Genomic DNA, 25,469 nt, shown 5'->3' on the forward strand with positions numbered 1-25,469 from the left:
TCAGACGCTCCCCGGTCTGGCGGCGTAGATCTCGTGCAGTTCGGTTCCGGCCAGGCTCGGGTCCTGGCGCGTTCGCGCGTACAGACCGTGTCCGCTCAACAATTCGCAGCACTTGGCCAAGCGGTCGTCCCGATCGTGCACCTCGGCGACGACGGCACGGATACGCGGCCAGTCCGCGGCGGCTATGCCGCGCAGGACATCGAGCTCCGCTCGCTCGACGTCGACCTTGAGCAAGCCGACCTCCGCGTTGCCGCCATGCTCGTCGAGTATCGCCGAAACGGTGGTGACTTCGACCTCCATTCGCTCGCCCTCGTGCAGCCCGGCGGTGATGAGAGCGATCGCCTCGTCGTTCAGGCCACTGTTGCGCAGGTAGATCTCGGTGGCCCGGTCGTCGGCCGCGCGGTCGGCGTAGAGACTCGAATTCGCCGACGCCCGTGGGTACCAGGTGAACGGCGCGCTGCCGGGCGCCGCGCCGACCGCGACCTGCAACGGCACACCGTCCGGCACATGAGCGGCCATATTGCGCTGCAGACAGTCGAAGGTCGCCGGGGCCGGCTCGGCGGCGATCACCCGGACGCCGGGGCAGGTGTCGGCGAACATCATCGCGCTCAGCCCGATGTTCGCGCCGACGTCCAGTGCGATGTCCCCGGGACGCAGCAACGCGGCCGCTAGCCGATAGAAGCCGTCGGTCGACATCTCGCCCCACAACATCCGCGCCTCGGCCGGACTGGTACAGGCGACCGTCCTGCCGTCCTCGAGCCGGAGTTGCTGGAGTTGATCGAGAGTCTTCAGCATGCGTTCGCGAACCTTTCGAGGATCGGGCCGATGACGGCCAGTGCGTGCGGATGGGTCAACTCGAGATGTCGTGCGTCGACGACCGTGTTGTGCAGGTCGCCGGTGATGAACGGCCGCCACGTCCGCACGACGGCGTCGTGGTCCGCGCGGTCTTTTCCTGCGGTGAAGAAGATCAGATCGCCGTCGAAGACACCCGGCCGGTGCTCGCGGGCGATATCGCTCGCGGTCCGGAAGCTCTCCATCACCCGATCGACCTGTTCGGCGGTGAACATCCCGGTGGCGGTCACCTGATCGCGGATCACCGCCCAGGCCTGCTCGTGGGTCTGGGCGGTCACCTCGGCGCCGAGGTCGAACAGCTCACGCCAGCCACCGAGCAGATCGGCCATCAGTTCGCTCGGCGCGGGCTCGTCCGCGGTGCCGCTCACCGCCGCGGCCAGCGCCTCGGAGTCGCCGACCGCGCTGTCCATCATGGCCAGCATGCCGACCTGCTGTCCTTCCCGCTGGAGCCGGACCGCGACGGCATGCGCGATCGCACCGCCCAGCGACCACCCCAGCAGGTGATACGGCCCGCTCGGCTGCACTCGGCGGATCTCGGCGACATAGCGTTCCGCGAGTTCGTCGATGGAACGCGCACCGGGTTCGCCCGCCACGACATGGGGATCCTGCAAGCCGTAGACCGGCCGGTCCTTGTGCAGATGTTCGACCATTCCGCCGTAGAACCACGCCAGCCCGCCCGCGGGGTGCACCGCGAACACCGCGGGCTTCGGGCCGTGCGCGCGCAGCGGCAGCAATACTTGCAGCCCCGAACCGCCCGCCGTGCCGTCGGCCCGCGCCGCCAGAGCTCGCGGCGTCGCGTCGTCGAACATCCACGGCAACTGGATCGTCACGCCGCGGCCGCGCAACTCGGTCACCACCATGGTGGCCAGCAGCGAGTTGCCGCCGAGATCGAAGAAGCCGTCCGATGCCCCGACCCGCTGGACGCCGAGGACCTGCGCGTAGACGTCGCTGATCACCTTCTCCGTGCGGGTCCGGGGAGCCACGAACGCGATCGTCGACTCGTCGAACTCGAGGTCGGGCAGTGCTTTTCGGTCGAGCTTGCCGTTGACCGTCAACGGCAGTGCGGGCAACACCATGATCGTCGCGGGCAGCATGTAGCCGGTAAGCACCTGGGCGGCGGCCTCGCGGACCTCCGCCGGATCGATCCGCTCGCCGTCGACGCCGACGACGTAGCCGATCAGCTGATCGACACCGCGATCGTGCCGGTGCACCGTGACCGCGGCCTGGGTGACGAGCGGATGGCGCAACAGCGCCGACTCCACCTCGCCGAGTTCGATGCGGAAACCACGCAACTGCACCTGCGCGTCGGCCCGGCCCGCGTACGCCAACTCCAGCCCGCTCGCGGACTTCCGCCAGCGGCCGACGTCGCCGGATCGATAGAGCCGGGCGCCGTCGGGATCGAAGGGATTCGCCACGAATCGGCCCGCGGTCAGTGCCGCGGCCCCCAGATATCCCCGGGAAAGCTGCCCACCAGCCACATAGATCTCTCCGGCGACACCGATCGGCACCGGACGCAGCCGGTCGTCGAGAACGTACGCCCGCAGCCCGGGCAGCGGCACACCGATCCCGGCCGAGCGCGCCTGCGTCACTTCGGAGAACGTGACGTGCACGGTCGTCTCGGTGATGCCGTACATGTTGATCAGCCGTGGCATGCCCGGCGCGTGCGCGGCGAACCAGTCACCCAACCGCGACGCGTCCAGCGCCTCGCCACCGAAGACGACATAACGCAACGCGAGATCTCCTGCGGGGCAGCCGGATTCCCGATAGCGGCGCTCCGCGTCGACGAATCCGTAGAACGCCGACGGCGTCTGGCTCAACACGGTCACGCCCTCCCGCGCCACGACGTCCACGAACGCCTCCGGCGACCGGGAGGTGTCGTAGTCGACCACGACCACCTTGCCGCCGGACAGCAGCGCGCCCCAGATCTCCCACACCGCGAAATCGAAGGCGTAGGAATGGAACATCGTCCACACGTCGTCGGGTCCGAGATCGAATCGCTCGGCCGCGTTGGTGAACAGGGTGACCGCTTCCCGGTGGCCGACCGTCACGCCCTTCGGGCGGCCCGTCGATCCCGACGTGTAGATCACGTAGGCGACGTTGCCCGGCCGCGCACGCGACACCACCGAATCGGAGCCCGCCGCGTCGTCGTTCGCGCACTCCTCGATGAGCAGTACCGGCGCGGTGCACTCCGGCACCGCGGCGGCCAGGTCCGCCGAGGACAGAACCGCGGCAGGGCGAGCATCGTCGAGCATGAAGCGCAATCGTTCGGGCGGATACGCCACATCCAGCGGCAGATATCCCGCACCCGCGCGCACGACGCCGAGCAGGCCGACGACCAGGTCCGCCGAGCGCGGCAGCGCCACGGCCACCAGCGATTCCGGACCCACTCCCCGCTCCGCCAGCCGAGCGGCCACCGCGGCGGAGCGCCGATCCAGCTCCGCGTAGGTCAGCCGCGACACGCCGTCGGTCACCGCCACCGCGTCCGGTCGCGCGACGGCCTGGGCGGTGAACAGTTCCGCGAGGGTCGTGTCCGGCACCGCGACCCCGGCGCCACCGGCCGCGCCGAGCAGCTCGCGACGCTGCTGCGGGCCCACGAGGTCGATGTCACCGACGGCGACCTCCGGATCGGCGGTCACCTGCTCCAGGATTCGCACGAAGGCCGCCGCGAACCGGGTCATCGTCTCCTCGACGAAGAGATCGGTGGCGTAGGTCAGGCGACCTCGGATGCCCTCCGCCTGCCCACCGGCGCCGGACCCTTCCACCAGATTCAGGTTCAGGTCGGCCTGCGCCGGTTCGAAGCCGTTCTCGACCGGCTCGACGGTGAGCCCCGGCAGTTCCAATGCGGCCTTGCTGAGGTTCTGCACATCGAGCGTCACCTGGTACAGCGGCAGATGGGCCGTGGACCTCGGTGGATTGATCGCCTCCACCACCTGCTCGAACGGCACGTCGGCATGGGCGAACGCCGCCAGATCCGTTTCCCGCGTCGCCGCGAGCAGGTCGGCGAACGACTGACGCGACGACACCCGTGACCGCAGCACGAGGGTGTTGACGAACATGCCGATCAGATCGTCGAGTTCACGCTCCCCGCGTCCGGCCACCGGAGCACCCACCGCGACATCGCCGACACCGGCCGACCGCGCCAGCAGGACGGCCAGCGCGGCGTGCACGACCATGAAGACAGTCGCGTTCGCCGCGCGCGCCACCGCGCCGATTCGTTCCCGCAACGCGGCGGAGATCTCGAAATCCACGGTCCGGCCGCGCATCGACGCCACCGGCGGACGCGGCAGGTCGGTGGGCAGTTCGAGCAGTTCGGGCAGCCCGGCGAGGGTGTCCTTCCAGAAGCGCAACTGCCGGGACATGACCGAGCCCGGGTCGCGCTCGTCGCCGAGTACATCGCGCTGCCAGAGCGTGTAGTCCGCGTACTGGACCGCGAGAGCGGGCCAGATCGGTTGTGTCCCCTGTTTGCTCGCCTGGTAGGCCACCGCCACGTCTCGCGCGAGCGGCATCATGGACTGCCCGTCGGCACAGATGTGGTGCACGGCGATGACCAAGACGTGCTCGGTGGCTACGAGCCGGAACAACGCCATGCGCAGCGGCGGCGCCTGTGTGACATCGAAGCTCGCCGAGACGGTGGCGAGCACTCGCTCCAGCAGCCGATCCGCCTCGACCGGTACGGCGGTCAGCCCGATCGTGACCTCTTCGACGGGGACCGCGACCTGATGTGGCGTCCCGTCGGTCATCGGGAATCTGGTCCGCAGTGACTCGTGCCGATCGAGGACCAGCTCGCACGCGCGCCGCAACGCGTCGATGTCGAGTTCGCCCGTCAACCGGATCACCAGCGGGATGTTGTACGCGCCGACGGCGGTGTCGAGCTGGTTGAGGAACCACATCCGCTGTTGTGCCGGCGACAACGGCACCAGCCCGGAGCGGGGGCGCGGCACCAGTGGCGCGCGGACCGTCCGCTCGGAGGCGTCCAGACGGGCGGCGAGTCCGGCGACCGTCGGCGCTTCGAACAGGTCGCGAACGCCCACGCTCACTCCGAGCGCGGTACCCAACTGAGCGGTCACCCGCGTCGCCGACAACGAGTTGCCGCCGAGGTCGAAGAAGCTGTCGCCCGCCCCGACCCGGTCGATGCCAAGGACGCTTCCGAAGATTTCCGCGACTTGCCGTTCGGTCTCCGTGCCCGGTGCGGTCCAGGCCCGCGCCGCCGAGAACCGCGGGGCGGGCAGTGCCAGGCGGTCGAGCTTTCCGGTTCTGGTGAGCGGGAATTCGGCGAGCACCGTGCAGATGTCGGGCACCATGTGCGCGGGCAGCCGCAGCCGCGCGGCCGCCCTGATCTCCTCCGGATCCAGGTTCTCGGCGCCGACCAGGTAGCCGACGAGTCTGCCGACGCCGCGCTCGTCTTCGCGCAGCACGACGACCGCGTGTTCCACGCCGGGGTGCGCGGCCAGCACGGCCTCGATCTCACCGAGCTCGATCCGTTGACCGCGGATCTTGACTTGGAAGTCGCGACGACCGAGGTACTCCACGGTGCGCTCCGGCGTCCAGCGAGCGAGGTCGCCGGTGCGGTACATGCGGGATCCCGGCGCACCGAACGGGTTCGCGACGAACGCGTTCGACGTCGCCACCGGCCGGTTCACGTATCCGCGGGCCAGTTGCACACCGGCGAGATACAACTCGCCGACCACGCCCACCGGCACCGGCCGCAGCCAGGCATCCAGCACGACGGCCTCCACGCCGCTGATCGGACCACCGATCGTGACGGCCGCACCGGGACGCAGCGGGCCACCGATTCCGGCCAGGATCGTCGTTTCGGTCGGGCCGTACCCGTTCAGCAGTCGCCGGCCCGGCGACCACTGCGTGACGATCTCCGGCGTCACGGCCTCGCCACCGGCCATCAGCACCCGCAGGCGATCCAACCCCTCCGGCGACATCGTCGACAGCACGCTCGGCGTCAGGAAGGAGTGCGAGACGCGCTGCTGCCGAATGAATTCCGCCAGTTCGGGGCCGCCGAACACTTCCGGCGGCGCCACCACGAGCACCGCACCGTTGGTGTGGGCCAGCAGCAGCTCGAGGACCACGACGTCGAAACCGGGAGCGGACGCGTGCAGTACCCGCGACCGGCTGTCCGCGCCGAAACGGTCACGTTCCACGGCCGCGAAATTGGCCAGCCCCTCGTGGGTGACCGCGACGCCCTTCGGCGTCCCGGTCGAGCCCGAGGTGTACAGCACGTAGGCGGTGTCGCGAACATGCGGCGTCCGCGTTCGATCCGTATCGGTCACCGCGTCCGAGGACCGCGCCTCGATCGCCTTCCGGGTTTCCGGATCGTCGAGCAGCAGCCGCCGGACGGGTCCGGAGACCAGCTCTCGCCACGCCTCGACCGTGACCACGACCCGCACCCGCGAGTCGGCGACCATGTGCCCGACGCGTTCGGCGGGGTTGCGCGGATCCACGGGCAGGAAGGCGGCGCCGGTCTTGGTGACCGCCCACATGCCGACCACGAGTTCCACCGATCGGGCCATCGCCAACGCCACCTGGTCGCCGGGGCCGACACCCCGATCGATCAGCTCGCGCGCGACACGGTTCGACCAGGCGTCCAACTCGGCGTACGACATCGTGTGCCCGTCCGAAACAATCGCTGCCGCTTCGGGATCCACCGCGACACCGGCGGCCAACAGCTCAGCGAGAACCCGGGGCGCCGCGGCGGGTCCGCCGGTGGCGGGTACCAGGTCACGGCGCTCTGCCGCGGTCAGCAGGTCGACCGCGCCCAGCCGCGCGCCCGGATCGGTCGTGATGGCGCGCAGCACGGTCTCCAGCCGGGCGGCCAGACCGGCGGCCGTCGAGTCGTCCACGCGGGCCTGCTGATAGCGGATCATGACGTGCAGCTGATCGGTCTGGTGCGCCTGCACCGTGATCGGGTAGTGCGCGGCGTCGCTTCCGTCGGCCGCGACCACCCGCATGCCGTCGATGTCCGCGTCGCCGAGGCCGCTGCTGTCGACCGGATACGACTCGAAGACGACCAGCGTGTCGAACAGCTGGGCAGCGCCCGTGTCCGCCAGGATCCGGGACAGTTCGACGTCGTGGTGATCGAGCAGGCGGGTGTTGTCGGCCTGCAACCGCCGCAGCGCGTCCTCGACGGTCCAGGTTCGCGGGAGATGCACGGCTACCGGAATCGTGTTGATGAACAAGCCGATCATCGACTCCACACCGGGCAGGTCGGCGGGACGTCCCGACACCGTGCTACCGAACACCACACGCTCGGTGCCGAGCAGGTTCCCGAGGACCACCGCCCAGGCGAACTGCACGATCGTCGACATGGTCACCGCCCGCGCCCGAGCGAATTCCACCAGTTCCGCGGTGACGGTGCGATCCAGCACCACCGCCAGGTCGACCGGGATGCCGACCGTCGTGTGTGTCCGCGCGTCGGCGATCACCGTCGGTTCGGTGAAATCGCGCAGGACCTCCCGCCACACCTCGATGCCGGTCGACGGCTCGCGCCGATCCAGCCATTCCAGGTAGCCGCGGTACGACGCCGCGGCGGGCAGCAGCTCGGCCCGCGCGCTCACCGCGTAGAGGCCGATCAACTCGCGCCACAGCAACGGCAACGACCAGCCGTCCAACAGCAGGTGGTGCGCCGTCAGCACCAGCCGGAAGTCCTGCGGCGCCACGGCGATCAGCAGGAACCGCAGCAGCGGAGGATCGGCGGGATCGAACGGGACCGCCCGCTCGGCCGCGATCAGCTCCTCGGGGGTCGTCGTGCCGTCGCGCAGATCGACCCGCCGCCAGCGCACGGCGGCGGCCGCCGGAATCACCTGCGCCGGAGTGCCATCGGCCGTGCGCACGAAGGCGGCTCGCAGATTCGGATGACGCTCCAGCAAGGCCACGGCGGAGCGCTCCAGCCGATCCGCATCGATCACACCGGCGAGGGCGAGCGTCGATTGCGCCGTGTAGACGTCGAGATCGCCCGCGGCGAGTTCGGCGTGGAACAGCAGTCCCGCCTGCAGCGGCGCCAGCGACCAGACATCGCCGAGCGCCCCGTAACGGTCGGCGAACCCGTCCAGGTCGGATTGTGTGACCTCCACGAGTGGAACGTCGGCGGGTGAGAAGCCCCAGTCCTCGTCCGCGCGGGCCGCGGTGGCGATCCCGGTCACCGCGCCGGTCCATTCGTCGGCGAGTTCGGCCACGTCGTCGCGCTCGAACAGCCGGGACGCGTAGCCGATCCGCGCCGACAGGCGCGGTCCCGCTTCGGTGTCCACGATGTTCACATCGATCGTGAGGGCCGCCGCCGCGGGCATGTCGGGATCGAATGCCGACCACCGGTCGAACGGTTCGTCGGTCGGAATCCACGCGAGGTCGGACAGCGTCGTGAGGTCGACGCCGACCCGGCCGAGATTGTTGAACCCGATCTGCGGCTCCGGCAGTGCCGCGAGCCGGTCGCGGGTGTCGGCGTGGAGGTAACGCAACAGGCCGTAGCCGATCCCCTTGTCCGGGATCACGCGCAACTGGTCCTTCACGGATTTCACCGCGGCACGCGGATCATCCGCATTCACCCCGCTCAGGTCGAGCGCCACGGGATAGGTGTTGGTGAACCAGCCCACCGTGCGGGAGACGTCCGCTCCCTCGGCGATCTGTTCCGCGCGGCCGTGCCCCTCCAAGAGGACTTTCACACCCGCGTGCGCGATACCACGCCGGTGGCGCCAGCGCGTCGCCGCCACGGCCAGGCCGGCCAGCAACGCGTCGTCGACGCTGCCGTGCGCGGCCTTCGGCACCGCGTCGAGCAATGCCGAAGTGACGTCCACCGGGAGGGACACCGTCAGATGCCGCACGGTCGACTGGGTGTCGACAGCGGGATCGAGCACCGCGCTGCCGAGCAGCGGATCCGGCGCCGCACCCATCCGGTGCCACAGGTCGAACTCCCCGGCACGGGCCGCGGCGGCATCGGCCAGCGCGTGCGCCCATCGGCGCATGGATGTCCCTTGCGCGGGCAATTCCACCGTTCGTCCCCGCGTGACCTGCTGCCAGGCGGTCGCGAAGTCGGGAATGAGGATTCGCCAGGACACACCGTCGACCACGAGGTGATGGACGACCACGAGCGCCCGCGCCTCGGCGTCGAGGCCCGGTTCGGGCAGCAGGCACACGACCTGCACCATCCGGCCCGCCGCCGGGTCGAGGCGTTCCGACGCCTCGGCCAGCGCCTCTTCCACCACCGCGGTGAAACCGTCACTGCCCGGGGTCTCGTGCGCGCGGAAGGTGCGGGTCAGCACCACGCCCGCGGCATCGGCGTCCTGCGGCCGCGGCACCTCCAAGCAGTGTTCGCGCAGCCGCGCGCGCAGCATGTCGTGCTGTCGCAGCACGGCCCGCACCGTCGCGGTCACGTCCTCGACTCGCGCGTCGCGCGGCAAGCGCACCAGCATCGACTGAGCGAACCGAGGAGCGGCGCCGAGTCGCTCGGTGAACCAGGAAACCACCGGGGTGAACGGAATCTCGCCCACGCCGCCACCCGGCAACTCCGCGAGCGAGGTCCGTTCGGCGGCCGCGGCGACCCGCGCCAGGCCACGGACGGTCTTCTGCTCGAAGATGTCCCGCGCCGTCACGACGACACCTGCCGACTTCAACCGGGAAGCCAGCTGGATCGACAGGATCGAATCGCCGCCGAGGGCGAAGAACGAGGTGGAGACACCGACCGACGCGACGCCGAGAACGTCGGCGAACGCGGCCGCGACGGTGCGTTCCAGATCGGTGGACGCCGCCTCGACGTCGGCTCCTTCGGCGCGGAAGACCGGATCCGGCAACGCTTTCCGATCCACCTTGCCCGTCGAGGTGATCGGCATGCGATCGAGCACCGTCAGCACCGACGGCACCATGTGCGCGGGCAACACCGACGCGACGTGTTCGAGCACGGTCTCCGGGTCGGCGACCGTCGCTCCTTCGGTCACGATGTACGCGGCCAGCACCTGCTGGCCGCCCGGCCCCGTGCGGCTGACGGTCACCGCGGCGGCCACCGCCGGATGTGTGAGCAGCGCCGCGTCGATCTCACCGAGTTCGATGCGCTGGCCACGGATCTTGATCTGGAAGTCGCTGCGGCCGACGTATTCGAGCGTGCGTCGCGTCGTCCAGCGGACGATGTCTCCGGTGCGGTACATCCGCGCGCCCGGTCCACCGTAGGGATTCGCGACGAACGCACCGGCAGTGACCGCATGCCGGTTGAGATAGCCGCGCGCCAGCTGTGCACCCGACAGGTACAGCTCCCCCGTGACTCCGACCGGCACCGGGCGCAAGCGCGCGTCCAGCACCAAGGCCTCCGCGCCGCGAATCGGGCCGCCGATCGCGATCGGATCGCCCGGCCGCACCGGGTCGCTCATCGTGATCACGATCGTCGTCTCGGTCGGGCCGTAGATGTTGTGCAACCGGCGACCCGGCGCCCAGGTGGCGATCAGCTCCGCCGGCACCATCTCGCCGCCGACCGCGAGCATCCGCACCGACTCCAGACCGGCGGGCGTCATGGTCGCCAGCACGCTCGGCGTCAGGAACGCGTGCGACACCCGATGCGTCCGGATCAGCGCGGCCAGATCCGGCCCGCCGAACACCTCCGGTGGCGACACGACCAACGCCGCGCACGCCGCATGTGCCATCAACGCTTCGAGCAGCACCGCGTCGAACGCGGGCGCCGCCACTTGCAGCACCCGGGACGTGCCGTCGACCCGGTAGCGTTCGGTTTGCTCGGCCGCGAAGTTCGCCAACCCGGCATGGGTGACCACGACGCCCTTGGGCGTTCCGGTCGAACCGGACGTGTAGATCAGGTACGCGGCATCCTCGATCCGCAGCACACGTCCGCGATCGGCGTCGGTCACCGCCTCGCCGGACCGCGCCGGGATCTCCTCCGCCGTGCGCGGATCGTCGAGCATCAGCCAGCGCACAGCGTCCGGCAGCTCCCCGCGCGCGGTCGCGAGCGTGACCCCGACTCGGACGCCGGAATCGCTCACCATGTGCGCGATCCGCTCGGCGGGGTAGCGCAGATCGACCGGAACGAACGTGGCGCCGGTCTTCGCGATCGCCCACATGGCGACGTGATACTCGATGGAGCGTGGCACGGCCAGCGCCACGAACACTCCCGGCCCGACTCCCTGGGTGAGCAGGTGACGAGCGAGCCGGTTGGCCCTGACGTCCAGCTCCGCGTACGTGAGGGTTTCGCCGTCCCCGATCAGGGCCACCGCCGCCGGAGCCGATGCCACGGCCGTCGCCAGCAGATCCGGCAGCAAGCAAGGCCGCGCGGCGGCGGCGCCTCGCGCGGGCACCAAGCGGTCGGTGTCGGCGGCGCTCAACAGATCGATGTGGCCGATCGCCCGCGCCGGATGGGAGGTGACCGCCTCGAGGACGCGGACGAACCTCTCCGCCAGAGCATGCGCGGTCGATCGGACGAAAAGATCTGTGGCGTAGATGATCTCGCCGTCGATTCCGGCGGGCCGATCACCTTCGCGCCGCTCGGTCACCAGCACGGTGAGGTCGGCTTTGGCCTGCGCGATGCCGGTGTCCATGATCTCGACGTCGATTCCGGGCAGCTCGAATCGGGCCGCTCCGGTGTTCTGCAACCCGAACATCACTTGGAACAGTGGCGAATACGCTGTCGAACGCGGACGGCCGATGACGTCGACGAGCCGCTCGTAGGGCAGGTCGGCGTGGGCGAGCGCTTCGAGGTCGATATCGCGTACTTCGGCCAGAAGCTCCCGGAACGAGCGGTCCTCATCGATGCGGGTCCGCAGCACCACGGTGTTCACGAACATGCCGACGAGATCGTCGAGTTCCGGCCTGCCGCGACCGGCGACCGGCGTGCCGACCGAGATGTCGTCGCTGTGCGCGGTGCGCGCCAACAGGATCGACAGGGCCGCGTGCAGGACGACGAACACCGTGACACCCTCGCGGTGGGCCAGCCGCACGATGTCGTCGTGCAGCCGCGCGGGCAGCTCGAACCGGACGTTGCCGCCGTCGGTCGAGAGGGTGGCGGGGCGTGGCCGGTCCGTCGGCAGGGCGAGCAGCTCCGGGGAACCGTCCAGAGCGTCGGTCCAGTAATCGATCTGCCGCGCGATCAGCGACGCCGGATCGTCCTCGGAGCCGAGCAGCTCCTGTTGCCACATCGCGTAGTCGGCGTACTGGACCACCGGCGATTCCCACCGGGGCGCGTGGCCGCCCACCCGCGCCCGGTACGCGGCGAACACGTCGCGGCCGAGCGGAGCCATCGACGCTCCGTCGGCGGCGATGTGATGGACCACCACCACCAGCACATGTTCCCGCGTCGCGGTGCGATACAACCGCGCACGCACGGGTACCGATTCCGCGATGTCGAATCCCGCCTCGACCGCGTTCCGTATGCGGTCGGCGAGTTCCGTCTCGCCGACGACCGGCTCCGGTTGGAAAGCCATGTCCGCGGCGATCGTCGCGACCTCCCGCACCACCTGGCAGGGCTCGCCGTCGACGAGCGGATACACCGTCCGCAAGGGCTCGTGCCTGGTCACCACGTCGAGGAACGCGGCACGAAGTGCCTCGGTGTCCAGCGGCCCGGTCAGGCGGGCCGCGAAGCAGATGTTGTAGGCCGCCGAGGAGGTGTCGAACTGGTTGAGGAACCAGATCCGGCGTTGCGCCGTCGCCAACGGGACCGCGCCGGTGCGTGGCCGCGCGGTCAGCGCAACAGCGGTGGATCTGGTCCGTGCCGAGATCCGCTCCGCCAGTGCGGCGATGGTCGCCGCATCGAAAACATCCTTGATACCGACATCGACACCGACGACCGCCTGGGCCCGCGCCGCGAGCTGAGCGGCCGACAGCGAGTTGACACCGATCTCGAAGAGGTTCGCGGTCACGCTCACCCGTTCCGCGCCGGTGAGTTCGGCGACCAGACGCGCCAGCACCACCTCGCCGTCGGTGCGCGGCGAGACGAAGTCCGCGCCGTCGTCGAACACCGGCCGGGGCAGCGCCCGGCGGTCGAGCTTGCCGTTGGCGGTGAGCGGCATCGCGTCGAGCACCTGCACGACGTCCGGAACCAAGTAGGACGGCAGCGTCCGGGTCAGCTCTTCGCGGATCGCGCGGCCGTCGGTGACCGCGCCCGGCGCCAACGTCACGTAACCGACGATGCGCTCCGTCGTCACGACGGCCACCGCACGCGCTACCTGCCCGCAGGCGCGCAGCGCGGCTTCGATGTCACCGGGCTCCACCCGCTGACCGCGCACCTTCACCTGGAAGTCGCCGCGCCCCAAGTATTCCAGTTCGCCGGTCTTGCGCCACCGGACCAGGTCCCCGGTCCGGTACAGCCGCTGTCCCGCGACGCCGAACGGGTTGGCGACGAAGGCGCCGCAGGTGAGGTCGGCGCGCGCGTGGTATCCGCGCGCCAATTGGACACCCGAGACGTACAGCTCCCCGACGACCCCGACCGGCACCGGCCGCAACCGCGAATCCAGCACGTAGACCTTCATGCCGCCGGCGGGCGCTCCGATCGGCACCGCCGCGACGGCCGACGCACCCGGCGCGCACCGCTGCGCGGTGACCACCTCCGCCTCCGCGGGCCCGTACCAGTTCACCAGCTCCGCGTCCGCGAAGACGTGCGCCGCGGCGTCGACCGTGCGCTGCGCCAGCGCCTCACCCGCGACGAACACCCGCCGGATCGAGGGCAGTTCCGCGACCCCGGCCGATTCCAGCAGGACATCGAGCATCGACGGGACGAAGTGCACGGTGGTGATCTCGTACCGTGCGATGACCTCCGCCAGGTAAACGGGATCGCGATGTCCGCCCGGTTCGGCCACGACGATGTGCGCGCCGGTCTGCAACGGCCAGAACAACTCCCACACGGCGATGTCGAACGTGATCGGCGTCTTGTGCAGCACCGCGTCGGACGTTCCGTGCGGCCACCGCCGCTGGGCCCACGCCAGCTGGCTCACGGTGGCGGCATGGGTCAGCGCCACGCCCTTGGGAACCCCGGTGGACCCGGAGGTGAACAGCACATAAGCCAGGTGGTTCGGCCGCAGCGGCGTGCGGCGCTCCGCGTCCGTGATCCGGGCACCGGACAGACCGGTCACGTCCAGCCGGTCGATCCGCGCGTACTCGAATCCGTCGGGCAGGCCCTCGCCGTCGTCCGCGGTCGTGAGCACCAGCAGAGGATCGGCTGCGCCGAGGACGTGCGCGATCCGCGCGCTCGGGTGATCCGGGTCGATGGGCAGGAACGCGGCGCCCGCCTTCACGACCGCGTACAGTGCCGTGACCAGCTCGGCCGATCGGCGGACGGCCACCGCCACGATCGTCTCCGGCCCGGCACCGCGCTCGATGAGCCAGCGAGCCAGCCGGTTGACGCGTGCGTCGAAATCCTGGTAGGTCGACGTACTTCCGTCCGGAAGCCGCAGCGCCGTGGCGTCCGGGGTGCGCGCGACCTGCTCGTCGAAGACGTCGACGAGCGTCCGGCCCGGTGCGGCCGAGCCACCGGTGTCGTTCCACCGCTCCAGCACTCGGGACCACTCGGCCTCGTCGAGCAGGCCGATCTCCCCGACGGTGGTCTCGGCATCGCGGGCCGCGGCATCGAGGACCTGGACGAACCGGTCGGCGAAGCCGCGCACCGTGTCCTCGTCGAACAGATCCGTGGCGTAGGTCAGGCGCAACGTCATGCCGGTCGGCTCGTTGTGCGTGCCGTGGCCTTCGCTGATCATCAGCAGCAGGTCGTAGATCGCCGCGCTGTCGCAGGGGTCCACGTTCTCCACGGTGAGTCCCGGCAGTTCGACGCGAGCCCGGGTCATGTTCTGGTAGGCCAGCAGCACTTGGAACAACGGCGTATGCGCGGTCGATCGCACCGGGTTCAGCGCGTCCACCAGTTGCTCGAACGGCACGATGGCGTGATCGAACGCCTCGATGTCGGTGCGCCGCACCTGGTCCAGCAGACTCGCGAACGTCTGGTCGAGCGTGATCCGGGACCGCAGCACCAAGGTGTTGACGAACATGCCGACCAGGTGGTCCAGCGACCGGTCGCCCCGGCCCGCGTGCGGTACACCGACGGTGACGTCGTCGCTGCCGGACAGTCTCGACAGCAGCACCGCCAGGGCCGCGTGCACCACCATGAACGTGGTGGCACCGCAGCGCCGTGCCAGCGATTCCACCCGGCCTTGCAGTTCACCGGGTATGGCGACCTGGATCACCGCCCCGCGCTGGGATTGCTCGATCGGCCTCGGCCGGTCGGTCGGCAATTCGAGCAACTCCGGTACGCCCGCGAGCTGGGTTCGCCAATAGGCGATGTCGCGGGCCACCGGCGAGTCCTGGTCGTCCGCGGAACCGAGGACCGCTCGCTGCCACAAGGCGTAGTCGGCGAACTGCACCGGCAGCGGCGCCCAATCCGGCGCGGTACCGCCGGAGCGCGCCCGGTACGCCGTCACCAGGTCGGCCGCCAGCGGGGCCACCGAGAAACCGTCACAACTGATGTGGTGCGCGGCCAGCGCGAGCGTCCACGCCTCGTCGGACAATTGGTACAGCGCCACCCGCAGCGGCACACCCTCGGCCACGTCGAATCCGGTGCCGCAGAATTCGGCCAGCCGGTGCGGCAGTTCCCGCTCACCGACGGCCTGCGGGGTGAGATCGCAGGTCGCGAGCACATCTTCGGCGTTCAGCACGACCTGGGTGGGCGTGCCGTCGACCGCGGGATACATGGTGCGCAAGCTCTCGTGCCGCTCGACCACATCGCCGACAGCGGCCGTCAACGCGGCCGGATCGAGCGCGCCTTCCAGCCGGATCGCCAGTGGCACGACATATCCGGGCGCGGCGGGGTCGTACTGGTTGAGGAACCACATCCGGGTCTGCGCGTGCGACAGCGGGATACGGTCCGGCCGCGTGACCCGCGTCGGCGCGGGCAGACTCGGCACCGCGCGCAACTGGGCGATGCGCTCGGCCAGTCCCGACACGGTCGGTGCCTCGAAGATCGCGCGCACCGGAATGGTCACGTCGACGACGTCCCCGATCCGGCTCAGCGCGCGCGTGGCGACCAGCGAGTTGCCGCCCAACTCGAAGAAATCGTCGTCCGCGCCGATTTCGGGGCGGTCGAACAGTTCCGCGAAAACCGCGGCGATCGCCTGTTCGATCAGACCTCGCGGCGCCCGGAACTCGGTGTCCTGGGCGCTCGGGTCCGGCTCGGGCAACGCTCGATAGTCCACCTTGCCGTTGGCATTCAGGGGAATCGAGTCGATCCGGGTCACCGACGACGGCACCATATAGGCGGGCAGCCGGTCCAGCAGCGCATTCCGGACCTGCCGGGCGTCGAACGCGCCATCCGCGACGACGTAGGCCACCAGCCGCTGCTCGCCGCCGTCGCCGCGTACCTGCGCGACAGCCGCGCGCACCTGCTCGTGCGCGAGCAGCGCCGCTTCGATGTCGCCGAGTTCGATCCGCAGGCCGCGCACCTTCACCTGGGTGTCGGCGCGGCCGATATAGCGCAGGTTGCCGTCGCCGTCCCAGCGCACGAGGTCACCGGTGCGATAGAGGCGCGCGCCGTCCGCGGCGGCGGAGGGGTCGGCGACGAACGTCGCCGCCGTCAGGTCCGGACGTCGGTGGTATCCGCGGGCAAGCTGCGCGCCGCCCAGGTACAGCTCGCCGGTCACGCCGACCGGCACGGGATGCAGCCGCGAGTCCAGCACATGCACCGTGACATTCGCCTCGGGCACGCCGATCGGCACGGCCGCGCCTTCGACCACGTCGATCCGGTGCGCGGTGACACTGACCGCCGCTTCCGTCGGGCCGTACAGGTTGTCGATGCGGGCGTCGCTGAAATCCCGGAAGCGGCGCGCGATCTCCGCGGACAACGCCTCACCGATGCACAGTACGCGCCGCAGGTCCGGGAACTGATCCGGAGTTGCCTCCTCGAGGAACGCCGCGAGCAGCGACGGGACGAAATCCACCGTGGTCACGTGATACTCGGCCATCAGCCGGGCGATCTCGCGCGGATCGCCGTGCACGTCGGGACCGGCGACCACCAAGGCAGCGCCGCAGGTCGGCGCGGAGAACAGCTCCCAGACGGAGAGGTCGAACGTCACCGGGGTGCGCAGCAGCATGACGTCGCCGCCACCGAGCCGGTAGTGATCGCGCATCCAGCGCAGCTGATTCACCACCGCGGCGTGCGGAACCGCCACGCCCTTGGGCACACCCGTCGAACCGGAGGTGTAGATGACGTAGGCCAGATCGTCCGGGCGCAGCGGCCGGATCCGATCGGCATCGGTCAGCGCCGACCCGTCCAGGCGCTCGGCCTCCAGCTCGCCGAGCGTCCAGACCGGCACATCGCCGGGCAGACTCGCCCGGTCGGCCGTACGGGTGAGAATCGCGGCGGGACGCGCGGCGGAGAGGACGGAGCTCACCCGGTCGGCCGGATGGTCCGGGTCCAGTGGCAAGTAGGCCGCGCCCGCCGCGTGGATGGCGTACAGCGTGGCCAGCAGGTCCACCGAGCGGCGCATCGCCACCGCCACGATGGTCTCCGGTCCGATGCCGCGCCGGATCAGCGCGCGGGCCAGCGAATTCACCCGCGCCCCGAATTCCCGGTAGTCGAGCCGGGCACCACCGGCGGCGTCGAGCACCGCCGGGTGTTCCGGCGTCGCGGCCACCTGTGCGGCGAACAGGTCCGCGATCGTCGCTGACGGAGCCTGCGTCCGCACGCCGCTCGACCGGGCCGCGATCCGGTGCGCCTCTTCGGCGGTCAGCAGATCCATGTCGCCGATGGCGCGGGTGGGGTCACCGACGATCGCACGCAGCAACAGCAGATAGCGGTCGAACATCGACTCGACCGTCGCCTCGTCGAAAAGATCCGTCGCGTAGCCGAATTCGACCGCCATGTCCCCCGGCTCGCCATCCGCCGCCAAGGCGTCGACCAGATTCAGGTGCAGGTCGTACTTCGCCACGCTCGGATCGGCCATCCGCGCCGAGACCGTCAGGCCCTCGAACCGCACCGTGGGAATCTCGATGTTCTGGAACGAGAAGCCCACCTGCGTCAACGGCGCGTGTGCCGTCGAGCGCGGCGGATTCAACACCTCGACCAGACGCTCGAACGGGATGTCGGCGTTCTCGAAGGCGGCCAGGTCGGTGGCCCGGACCTGGTCCAGGATCCGGACGAAGGACGCGCCGGGTTCGATGTACGTCCGCAACACCAGCGTGTTGACGAACATCCCGACCAGGCCGTCCAACCCCGGCTCGCCACGACCGGCGATCGGTGTGCCGACCGCGATGTCCCCGGTACCGGACAACCGCGCCAGCAGTGCCGCGTAGGCCGCGTGCATCACCATGAAGACCGTCGCGTCGTGGCTGCGGGCCAGCGCGATCACCTCGCGGTGCAGATCCGCGGGAAGGGTGGCCGAGACCGTCGCGCCCCGGAACGACTGCTTCGCGGACCGCGTACGGTCGGTGGGCAGATCCAGTACTTCGGGCAGATCGGCGAGAGCCGCGATCCAGTACCGGGTCTGGGCGACGGTCGGACTGTGCGGATCGTCCTCGCTGCCGAGCAACTTCCGTTGCCACAGCGCGTAATCCGCGTACTGCACCGGCAACGGGGCCCACCGCGGCGCTTCGTTCCCGACCCGGGCACGGTAAGCGGCCATCAGGTCCGCGGCCAGCGGGGCGAGCGAGGACCCGTCGAAGCTGATGTGATGGACCACGAGCACCAAGGCATGCTCGTCGGCCGCACTGCGCAACAACGCGACCCGGAACGGAACCTCGGTGGTGACGTCGAAGCCCACGGCGACCTCGGCAGCGACGCGCGCCTCGACCGCACCGGCCGTGACCGCCACCGGCGTCAGCGGCGGCAGCGCCGTCGGCACCGACACGATCATCTGATGCGGCCCGCTGTCGCTGTCCGGGTACACCGTCCGCAGCGCCTCGTGCCGTTCGAGCACATCCGCGATCGCCGCGTGCATCGCGGCCACGTCGAGGTCTCCCGACATCCGCACGACCAGCGGGATGTTGTACACCGGTGAGCTCGTGTCGAACTGATTGAGAAACCACATCCGGGCCTGGGCGGGTGAGAGCGGGATCCGGTCCGGGCGCTCCTGCGGCACCAGCGGCGCCCTGGTCGCCGCGTCGGCACTGCGCAGGCGCTCCGCCAGCGCCCCGATGGTCGGCGTCTCGAAGATCGCGCGCAGCGGCACCTCGACGCCGAACGCACCGCTGAGCTGCGCGGCCGCGCGGGTGGCCGACAGCGAGTTGCCGCCGAGATCGAAGAAACCGTCGAGCACGCCGACGCGTTCGACGCCCAGCACGCCCGCGCAGATGTCGGCCACGATCTGTTCGGTGGCGTTGCGCGGCGCGACGAAATCCACGGCGGGCGCGAATTCCGGTTCCGGCAAGGCGGCGCGATCGACTTTGCCCACCGACGACAGTGGGAGCATGTCGAGCACCATGACCGTGTCCGGCACCATGTGCGACGGCAGGCGTTGCGCCGCATACCTCGTCAGTTCCGCGGTATCGACCGCGCCGTCGGCGGGCACCACGTACGCCGCCAGGCGCGACCCGGTCTCGGCGTGCACGCCCACCACGACGGCTGCCGCGACGGTGGGGTGCCCGGCGAGGACGGCTTCGATCTCGCCCGGTTCGATGCGCTGTCCGCGGATCTTGACCTGGAAGTCGGTGCGTCCCAGGTACTCCAAGGTGTGATCGGCGGTCCAGCGCGCCAGGTCACCGGTGCCGTACATGCGAGTGCCCGCGGGACCGTACGGGTTGGCGACGAACGTGGCGGCGGTCGAGGCGGGACGATTGAGGTACCCGCGCGACAGCTGCACGCCCGACACGTACAGCTGTCCGGTCACCCCGACCGGGACGGGCCGCAACCGGTCGTCGAGAACCACCGCGTCGACGCCGCGGATCGGGCCGCCGATGGTCACCGGGTCGCCGACGCACAGCGGATCGCTGATCGCCACCATGATCGTGGTCTCGGTCGGCCCGTACCCGTTGTGCAGCCGACGCCCCGGCGCCCATACCGAAACCGTCTCGGCCGATACCGCTTCTCCACCCGCCACCAGCACCCGCAGCGAATCGAGCCCGGCGGGCGACATCGTCGCCAGCACGCTGGGCGTCACGAAAGCGTGCGAGACCTCTTGTGCGCGAATCAATTCCGCCAACTGGGCCCCGGCGAACACTTCCGGCGGCGAGACGACGAGCACCGCGCCGTTCGCGTGCGCCATGAGCAGCTCGAGCATCACCGCGTCGAAGCCGGGCGCCGCCACCTGCAACACGCGTGACCTGCGATCCACTTGATACCGCTCGCGCTGCTCGATCGCGAAATTGGCCAAGCCCTCGTGGGTGACCGCCACACCTTTCGGCCTGCCGGTCGAGCCCGAGGTGTACACCACGTAGGCCGCGTCGGCCACACGGCAGGTCCGCACCCGTTCCGCGTCGGTCACCACGGCAGGGGACTGCGCCGCGAGGAACGCCTCGGTGCCGGGATGGTCGAGAACCAGTTGCCGCACGTGACCGGGAAGCATGCCGCACGACGCCTCGACGGTGAGTCCGACCTCGATATTCGCGTCCGCGACCAGGTGCGCGACCCGCTCGCTCGGATAGCGCGGATCGACCGGCACGAACGCGGCGCCGGCCCGCGCCACCGCCCACACACCGACCACGAACTCCACCGACCGCCCCATGGCCAGCGCGACCTGATCCCCCGGCCCCACACCCCAGTCGATCAGCGCCCGTGCGAGACGATTCGACCATTCGTCCAACTCCCCGTAGGAGAGCACGCGATCCCCCGCCACCACGGCAGGCGCGGTGCGTTCACCCACCAGCAACACATCCGCCAGCACCCGAGGCGGCTCGGCACGACCACCGGAGGCCGGGACCAATCCCAGACGCTCGACCCCCGACAACAAATCCACGTCGCCGACTCGGGCCCGTGGATTCGCCACGAAGGCGTCGAGCACCCGATTCAGCCGTTCGGCCAGCTCTTCGACGGTCTCCCGATCGAACAGGTCCGTCGCGTAGTTGACGCGCAGCGCGACATCGCCGCCCGCGGCGGTGTTCTCGGCGACGGTGACGATGATGTCCACCTTCGCCGGCTCGGCGCCGGGGTCCAGCAGCTCGACGGTGAGCTCGGACAGCTCCAAGCTCGCCCGATCCATGTTCTCGAACGCGAGATACACCTGGCACAGCGGCGCGTACGCCGGGGACCGCTTCGGATGCAGTTCGTCCACGACACGTTCGTAGGGCAGGTCGCTGTTGGCGAAGGCGTCGACGTCGATGCCCTTGACGCGCGTGAGGAACTCGGTGAACGACTCCTCGGCGTACACCTCGGTACGCAAGGGCACGGTGTTGACGAACATGCCGATGAGCGGCTCGAGCGCGCGTTCGCCGCGACCGGCGACCGGCGTGCCGATGGTGATGTCCGCCGAGCCCGACATCCGGGCCAGCAGCACGGCCAGGGCGGCGTGGACGACCATGAACGTCGTGACGTTGGCCGCACGCGCCAGCCGCTCGATTCCGGCGAAGGTCTCCGCGGGGATCACCGTGTCCGCGACGTCGCCGCGCATGGTCCGGCGGGCCGGACGCGGCCGGTCGGCGGGCAGCTCCAGGACCGGCGGCATCCCCGCCAAACGCTGTGACCAGTACCGCAATTGGCGGGCCGCCCGGGAATCCGGATCGTCCGGGTCGCCGAGCAGGCTGCGATGCCAGACGCTGTAGTCGGCGTACTGGACGCTCAGCGGTTCCCAGTCCGGGATCTTCTTCTGCGCTCTCGCCTCGTAGGCGACGGCGACATCCGCCGCGAGGGGCCGCAGCGACGATCCGTCGCAGCAGATGTGGTGCAGGACCACGGCCAGGACATGCCGCGTGCGGTCGGCGGTCGCGAGCAGCGCCACCCGGATCGGAGCGCGTTCGCGCAGATCGGTCCCGACCGAAACCAGGTCGCGGATTCGGCCCTCGATGTCGTCCGGGTCGGTCGGCCGCGGCGTCAGGTCGAGCCCCGCGACGACCTCGTCGGCAGGCAGAATCACTTGTGTCCCTTCGCCGTTCACCGCGGGGTAGACGGTGCGCAGCGATTCGTGCCGATCGATCACGTCGGTCAGCGCGGCACGCAGCGCCACCGCGTCGAGACGTCCGGTGAGCTGGACGATCAGCGGAATGTTGTAGGCGGCCGAGGCCGGGTCGGTCTGGTTGACCAGCCACATCCTGTTCTGCGCCGGCGCGAGCGGAATGGGATCGGGTCTGTCCGCCGCCTGCAACACGGGCCTACCGGAACGGTGTCCGTCCTCGATGTGCGCGGCGAGTTCCGCGATGGTCTGCTTGACGAACAGGTCGCGCACCGACACATCGCACCGGGTCGCTTCCGCGATACGCACCGCCGCGCTGGTGGCGGTGATCGAGTTGCCGCCGAGGTCGAAGAAGCTGTCGAACACGCCCACCCGGTCGGTGCCGAGCACCTCGGCGAAGACGTCCGCGATCGACTCCTCGACGACCGTGCGGGGGGCGACGTAGGCCGCGGCCGAATCGAACACCGGCTCGGGCAGTGCCCGGTGATCCACTTTGCCGTTCACGGTCAGCGGCACCGCGTCGATCACGACGACGCTCGACGGCACCATGTACTCCGGCAGCATCCCGCCGACGTGGGTGCGCAAGTCGTCCGGCTCGCAGGTGGCGCCGACGGCTGGTACGACGTATCCCACCAGCCGGGCCGCCTCCGTGCCGGGCAGATGCACCACGACGACCGCCGCGGCGACGCTGTCGTGGGCCAGCAGGGCGTTGCGGATCTCGTCCAGCTCGATCCGGAACCCGCGCAACTGCACCTGTTGGTCGGCGCGGCCGCGATACTCCAGTTCGCCCCGGTGATTCCAGCGCGCCACGTCGCCGCTGCGGTAGAGTCGCCGGCCCGAACCGCCGAAGGGGTCGGCGACGAAACGTCCCGCGCTCAACGCCGGTCGGTTGAGATAGCCGCGAGCCAGCTGCGTTCCCGCGACGTAGATCTCGCCCCACGCGCCGAGCGGGCACGGACGCAACCGCTCGTCCAGGACATAGGTTCGCAGGCCCGGCAATGCCGGGCCGACTGTGCTCGGCGCGCCCGGGACGGCGACGTCCGGCGTGAGGGCGGTGTAGGTGACGAAGACGGTGGTCTCGGTGATGCCGTAACTGTTGGCCAGCACCGGCAGGTCCGGGTTGTGCTCATACCAGTGGGCCAGCCCGGCGGGATCGAGAGCTTCGCCGGACAAGACGACCAGCCGCAGCGACAGTTCGCCTTCCGGCTCTCCTGCGTGCGCGTACCGCTGGCGCGCGGCCGCGAACTGATAGAAGGCCGACGGCGTCTGGCTGAAGACGGTGACCTTCTCCCGCGCCGCCAAGCGCACCACGTCGTCCGGCGAACGGGTGGTGAGGCTGTCCACGACCACGATCCGGCCGCCGGTGACCAGCGCGCCGAAGATCTCCCAGACCGAGTAGTCGAAGGCGAAGGAGTGGAACAGCGTCCAGACGTCGTCGGATCGAATCCCGATCGCCGCGCACGAGTTCACCAGGTAGGTGGACACGGCGCGGTGCGTGATCGACACGCCCTTCGGTCGGCCGGTCGATCCGGACGTGTAGATGACATAGGCGAGGTGATCGGGACGCAACGGGCCGGTCCGATCGGCATCGGTGATCGGGTCCGCGGCCTGCTCCGCGGCGAGCACGTCGTCGAACAGCACGACGCGGCCGGGATCGCCGGGCACGTGCTCGCGCATGCCCCGCGTGGTCACCACCGCGATCGGGTTCGCGTCGCCCAGTACGTATTCGAGCCGCTCGGCCGGATGGGCGGTGTCCAGTGGAAGGTACCCCGCGCCCGATTTCAGCACGCCGAGCACGGCGACGATCAGGTCGGCGTCGCGCGGCATCGCGATGGCCACCAGTGCTTCCGGTCCCGCGCCGAGTGCGATGAGCGCTCGGGCGAACCGGGTGGATCGTTCGTCGAGCTCGCGGTAGGTGAGAGTGGTCGCATCGGACGTCACGGCCACCGCGGACGGAGTCGCCGCCGCTTGCCGGGTCAGCAGATCCACCAATGTGGCCGACGGGGATTCGCCGTCGCGACCGGCGAGTTCCTCGACGATGCGCAATTCCTCGGCGGGGCCGACCAGCTGGATGTCACCGATGCGGGTGTCCAGGGACGAGTCCATCATCCGCTGCAGGAAATCCAGGAACCGGTCGGCGTGCGACTCGAGTTCGTCCTGCCCGTAGAGGTTCGGATTGCCGTGCAACTCGATGAGCAGCGGCGCGTCCGCCCCGGAGCGGTACAGGTTGAGCTGCAGATCGTCGAGCGCGCCCGAGGTCAGCGCACGGTAGCGGCCGACGGCCGAGCCGAGGCGAATCTCCGAGTCGAAGAACAAGATGTTGACGATAGGGCCGAACGAGTTCGCCGACGAATCGATCGCGGCCGAGTCGCGGCGCAGATCCTCGAACCGGTACAGCTGGTGGCGCATGGCCGAGACGAGCTCCGACACCGAGGCGCGGACCAGCTCCTCCACGGTGGTCGAATGGCGCACGGCGAAACGAATCGGCACCATGTTGGCCAGCATCGCGGCGGAGTTGCGCAGGCGCTTGGTCACCCGGGCGGTCACCGGAAGCGACAGCGCGACGTCCTCGGTGCCGGTCATCCGGGCGAGAAACGCCGCGAACGCCGCGATCACCACCTGCGCGGCGGATGCGTTCACCTCGTCGGCGAAGCGGTCGAGCCGGTCGGACAGATGCGCCGGGAGCTGCAGGCCCGCGACGCGGTCCACCTTGCCGGAACGTGCCGTTCGGCCGGACAGGCTCACCGGTGTCGGCAGATCGGAAACCTTGTCCAGCCAATATTTCTTGTCCGCCTGGTACCGCGAGCCGGCGCGATAGACGCGCTCCGCTTCGACGATGTCGTGCAGACTCGCCGCGTCCAGCCGCGTCGGCGGCCTGCCTTCCAGCAGCGCGTTGTAGTGCTCGGCCATTCGGGTGAGGCTGTTGAAGGCGCCGTACCCGTCGACCACCAGATGATGCGCGCGGCCGTACCAGAAGTAGTGGTCCTCGCCGACCCGGATCAGCCTGGTCCGGGTGAGCCGGTCGCGACTGAGATCGACCGCCTTCGTGTTGTAGTCGCGGCGCATCCACTCCATCGCCGCCGCGACCGGATCCTCCGCATCGCTGAAATCCAGCACCGGCTCGTCGTAGATGATGCCGCGGTCCACGAATTGATAAGGGCGTCCGTCGGATTCGATCACCCGCACCACGAGGGACTCGGTTTCGTGCCCGCCGTTGTTCACCGCGCGGGTGAACGCGTCGTGGTCCACCGGGCCATCGATCTCGACGTAGTGTGCGATGTTGACAGCCGGTCCACCGGGCACATGATCCGCGAGCCACATGCCGTACTGCGCGCTCGAGAGCGGAATCAACCCCGGTTCGCCATCGGCGGTTCCGTCTGACTTCAGATGCATCGCATGACCCCTTATTCCTACCCGGACGCGCGAAGGCATGGCGGAACCACGCAGGCTCACCGCGTCCGAAATCTGGCTTATATATGCACTTGGTCTGCTGAGAAGCGGCGTACCCCTGCTGTTCGCCGCGCCGTTCAAGTTTCCCGTGTAGCTCGATCAGCCGGTTACCGGCATCCGAATCGGACACCATTGTGGTCTCTACGGCGGCTCCCG

2 protein-coding genes are annotated in these 25,469 nt (G+C 69.9%); both read right to left on the reverse strand.

What is annotated here, in order from left to right; genetic code table 11:
• Entirely contained in the window at positions 1 to 795 is a 795-nt protein-coding gene (locus tag ACWEH3_RS10530; RefSeq protein ID WP_450025316.1) for an FkbM family methyltransferase, read from the reverse strand.
• A complete protein-coding gene (locus tag ACWEH3_RS10535) occupies positions 789 to 25,256 on the reverse strand; it encodes a non-ribosomal peptide synthase/polyketide synthase (RefSeq protein WP_452358302.1) in 24,468 nt (8,155 codons plus the stop codon). Before ACWEH3_RS10535 ends, ACWEH3_RS10530 begins: the two co-directional genes overlap by 7 nt.
• Between the last annotated feature and the right edge of the window lie 213 nt (positions 25,257 to 25,469).

Source organism: Nocardia sp. NPDC004718, from assembly GCF_053601535.1.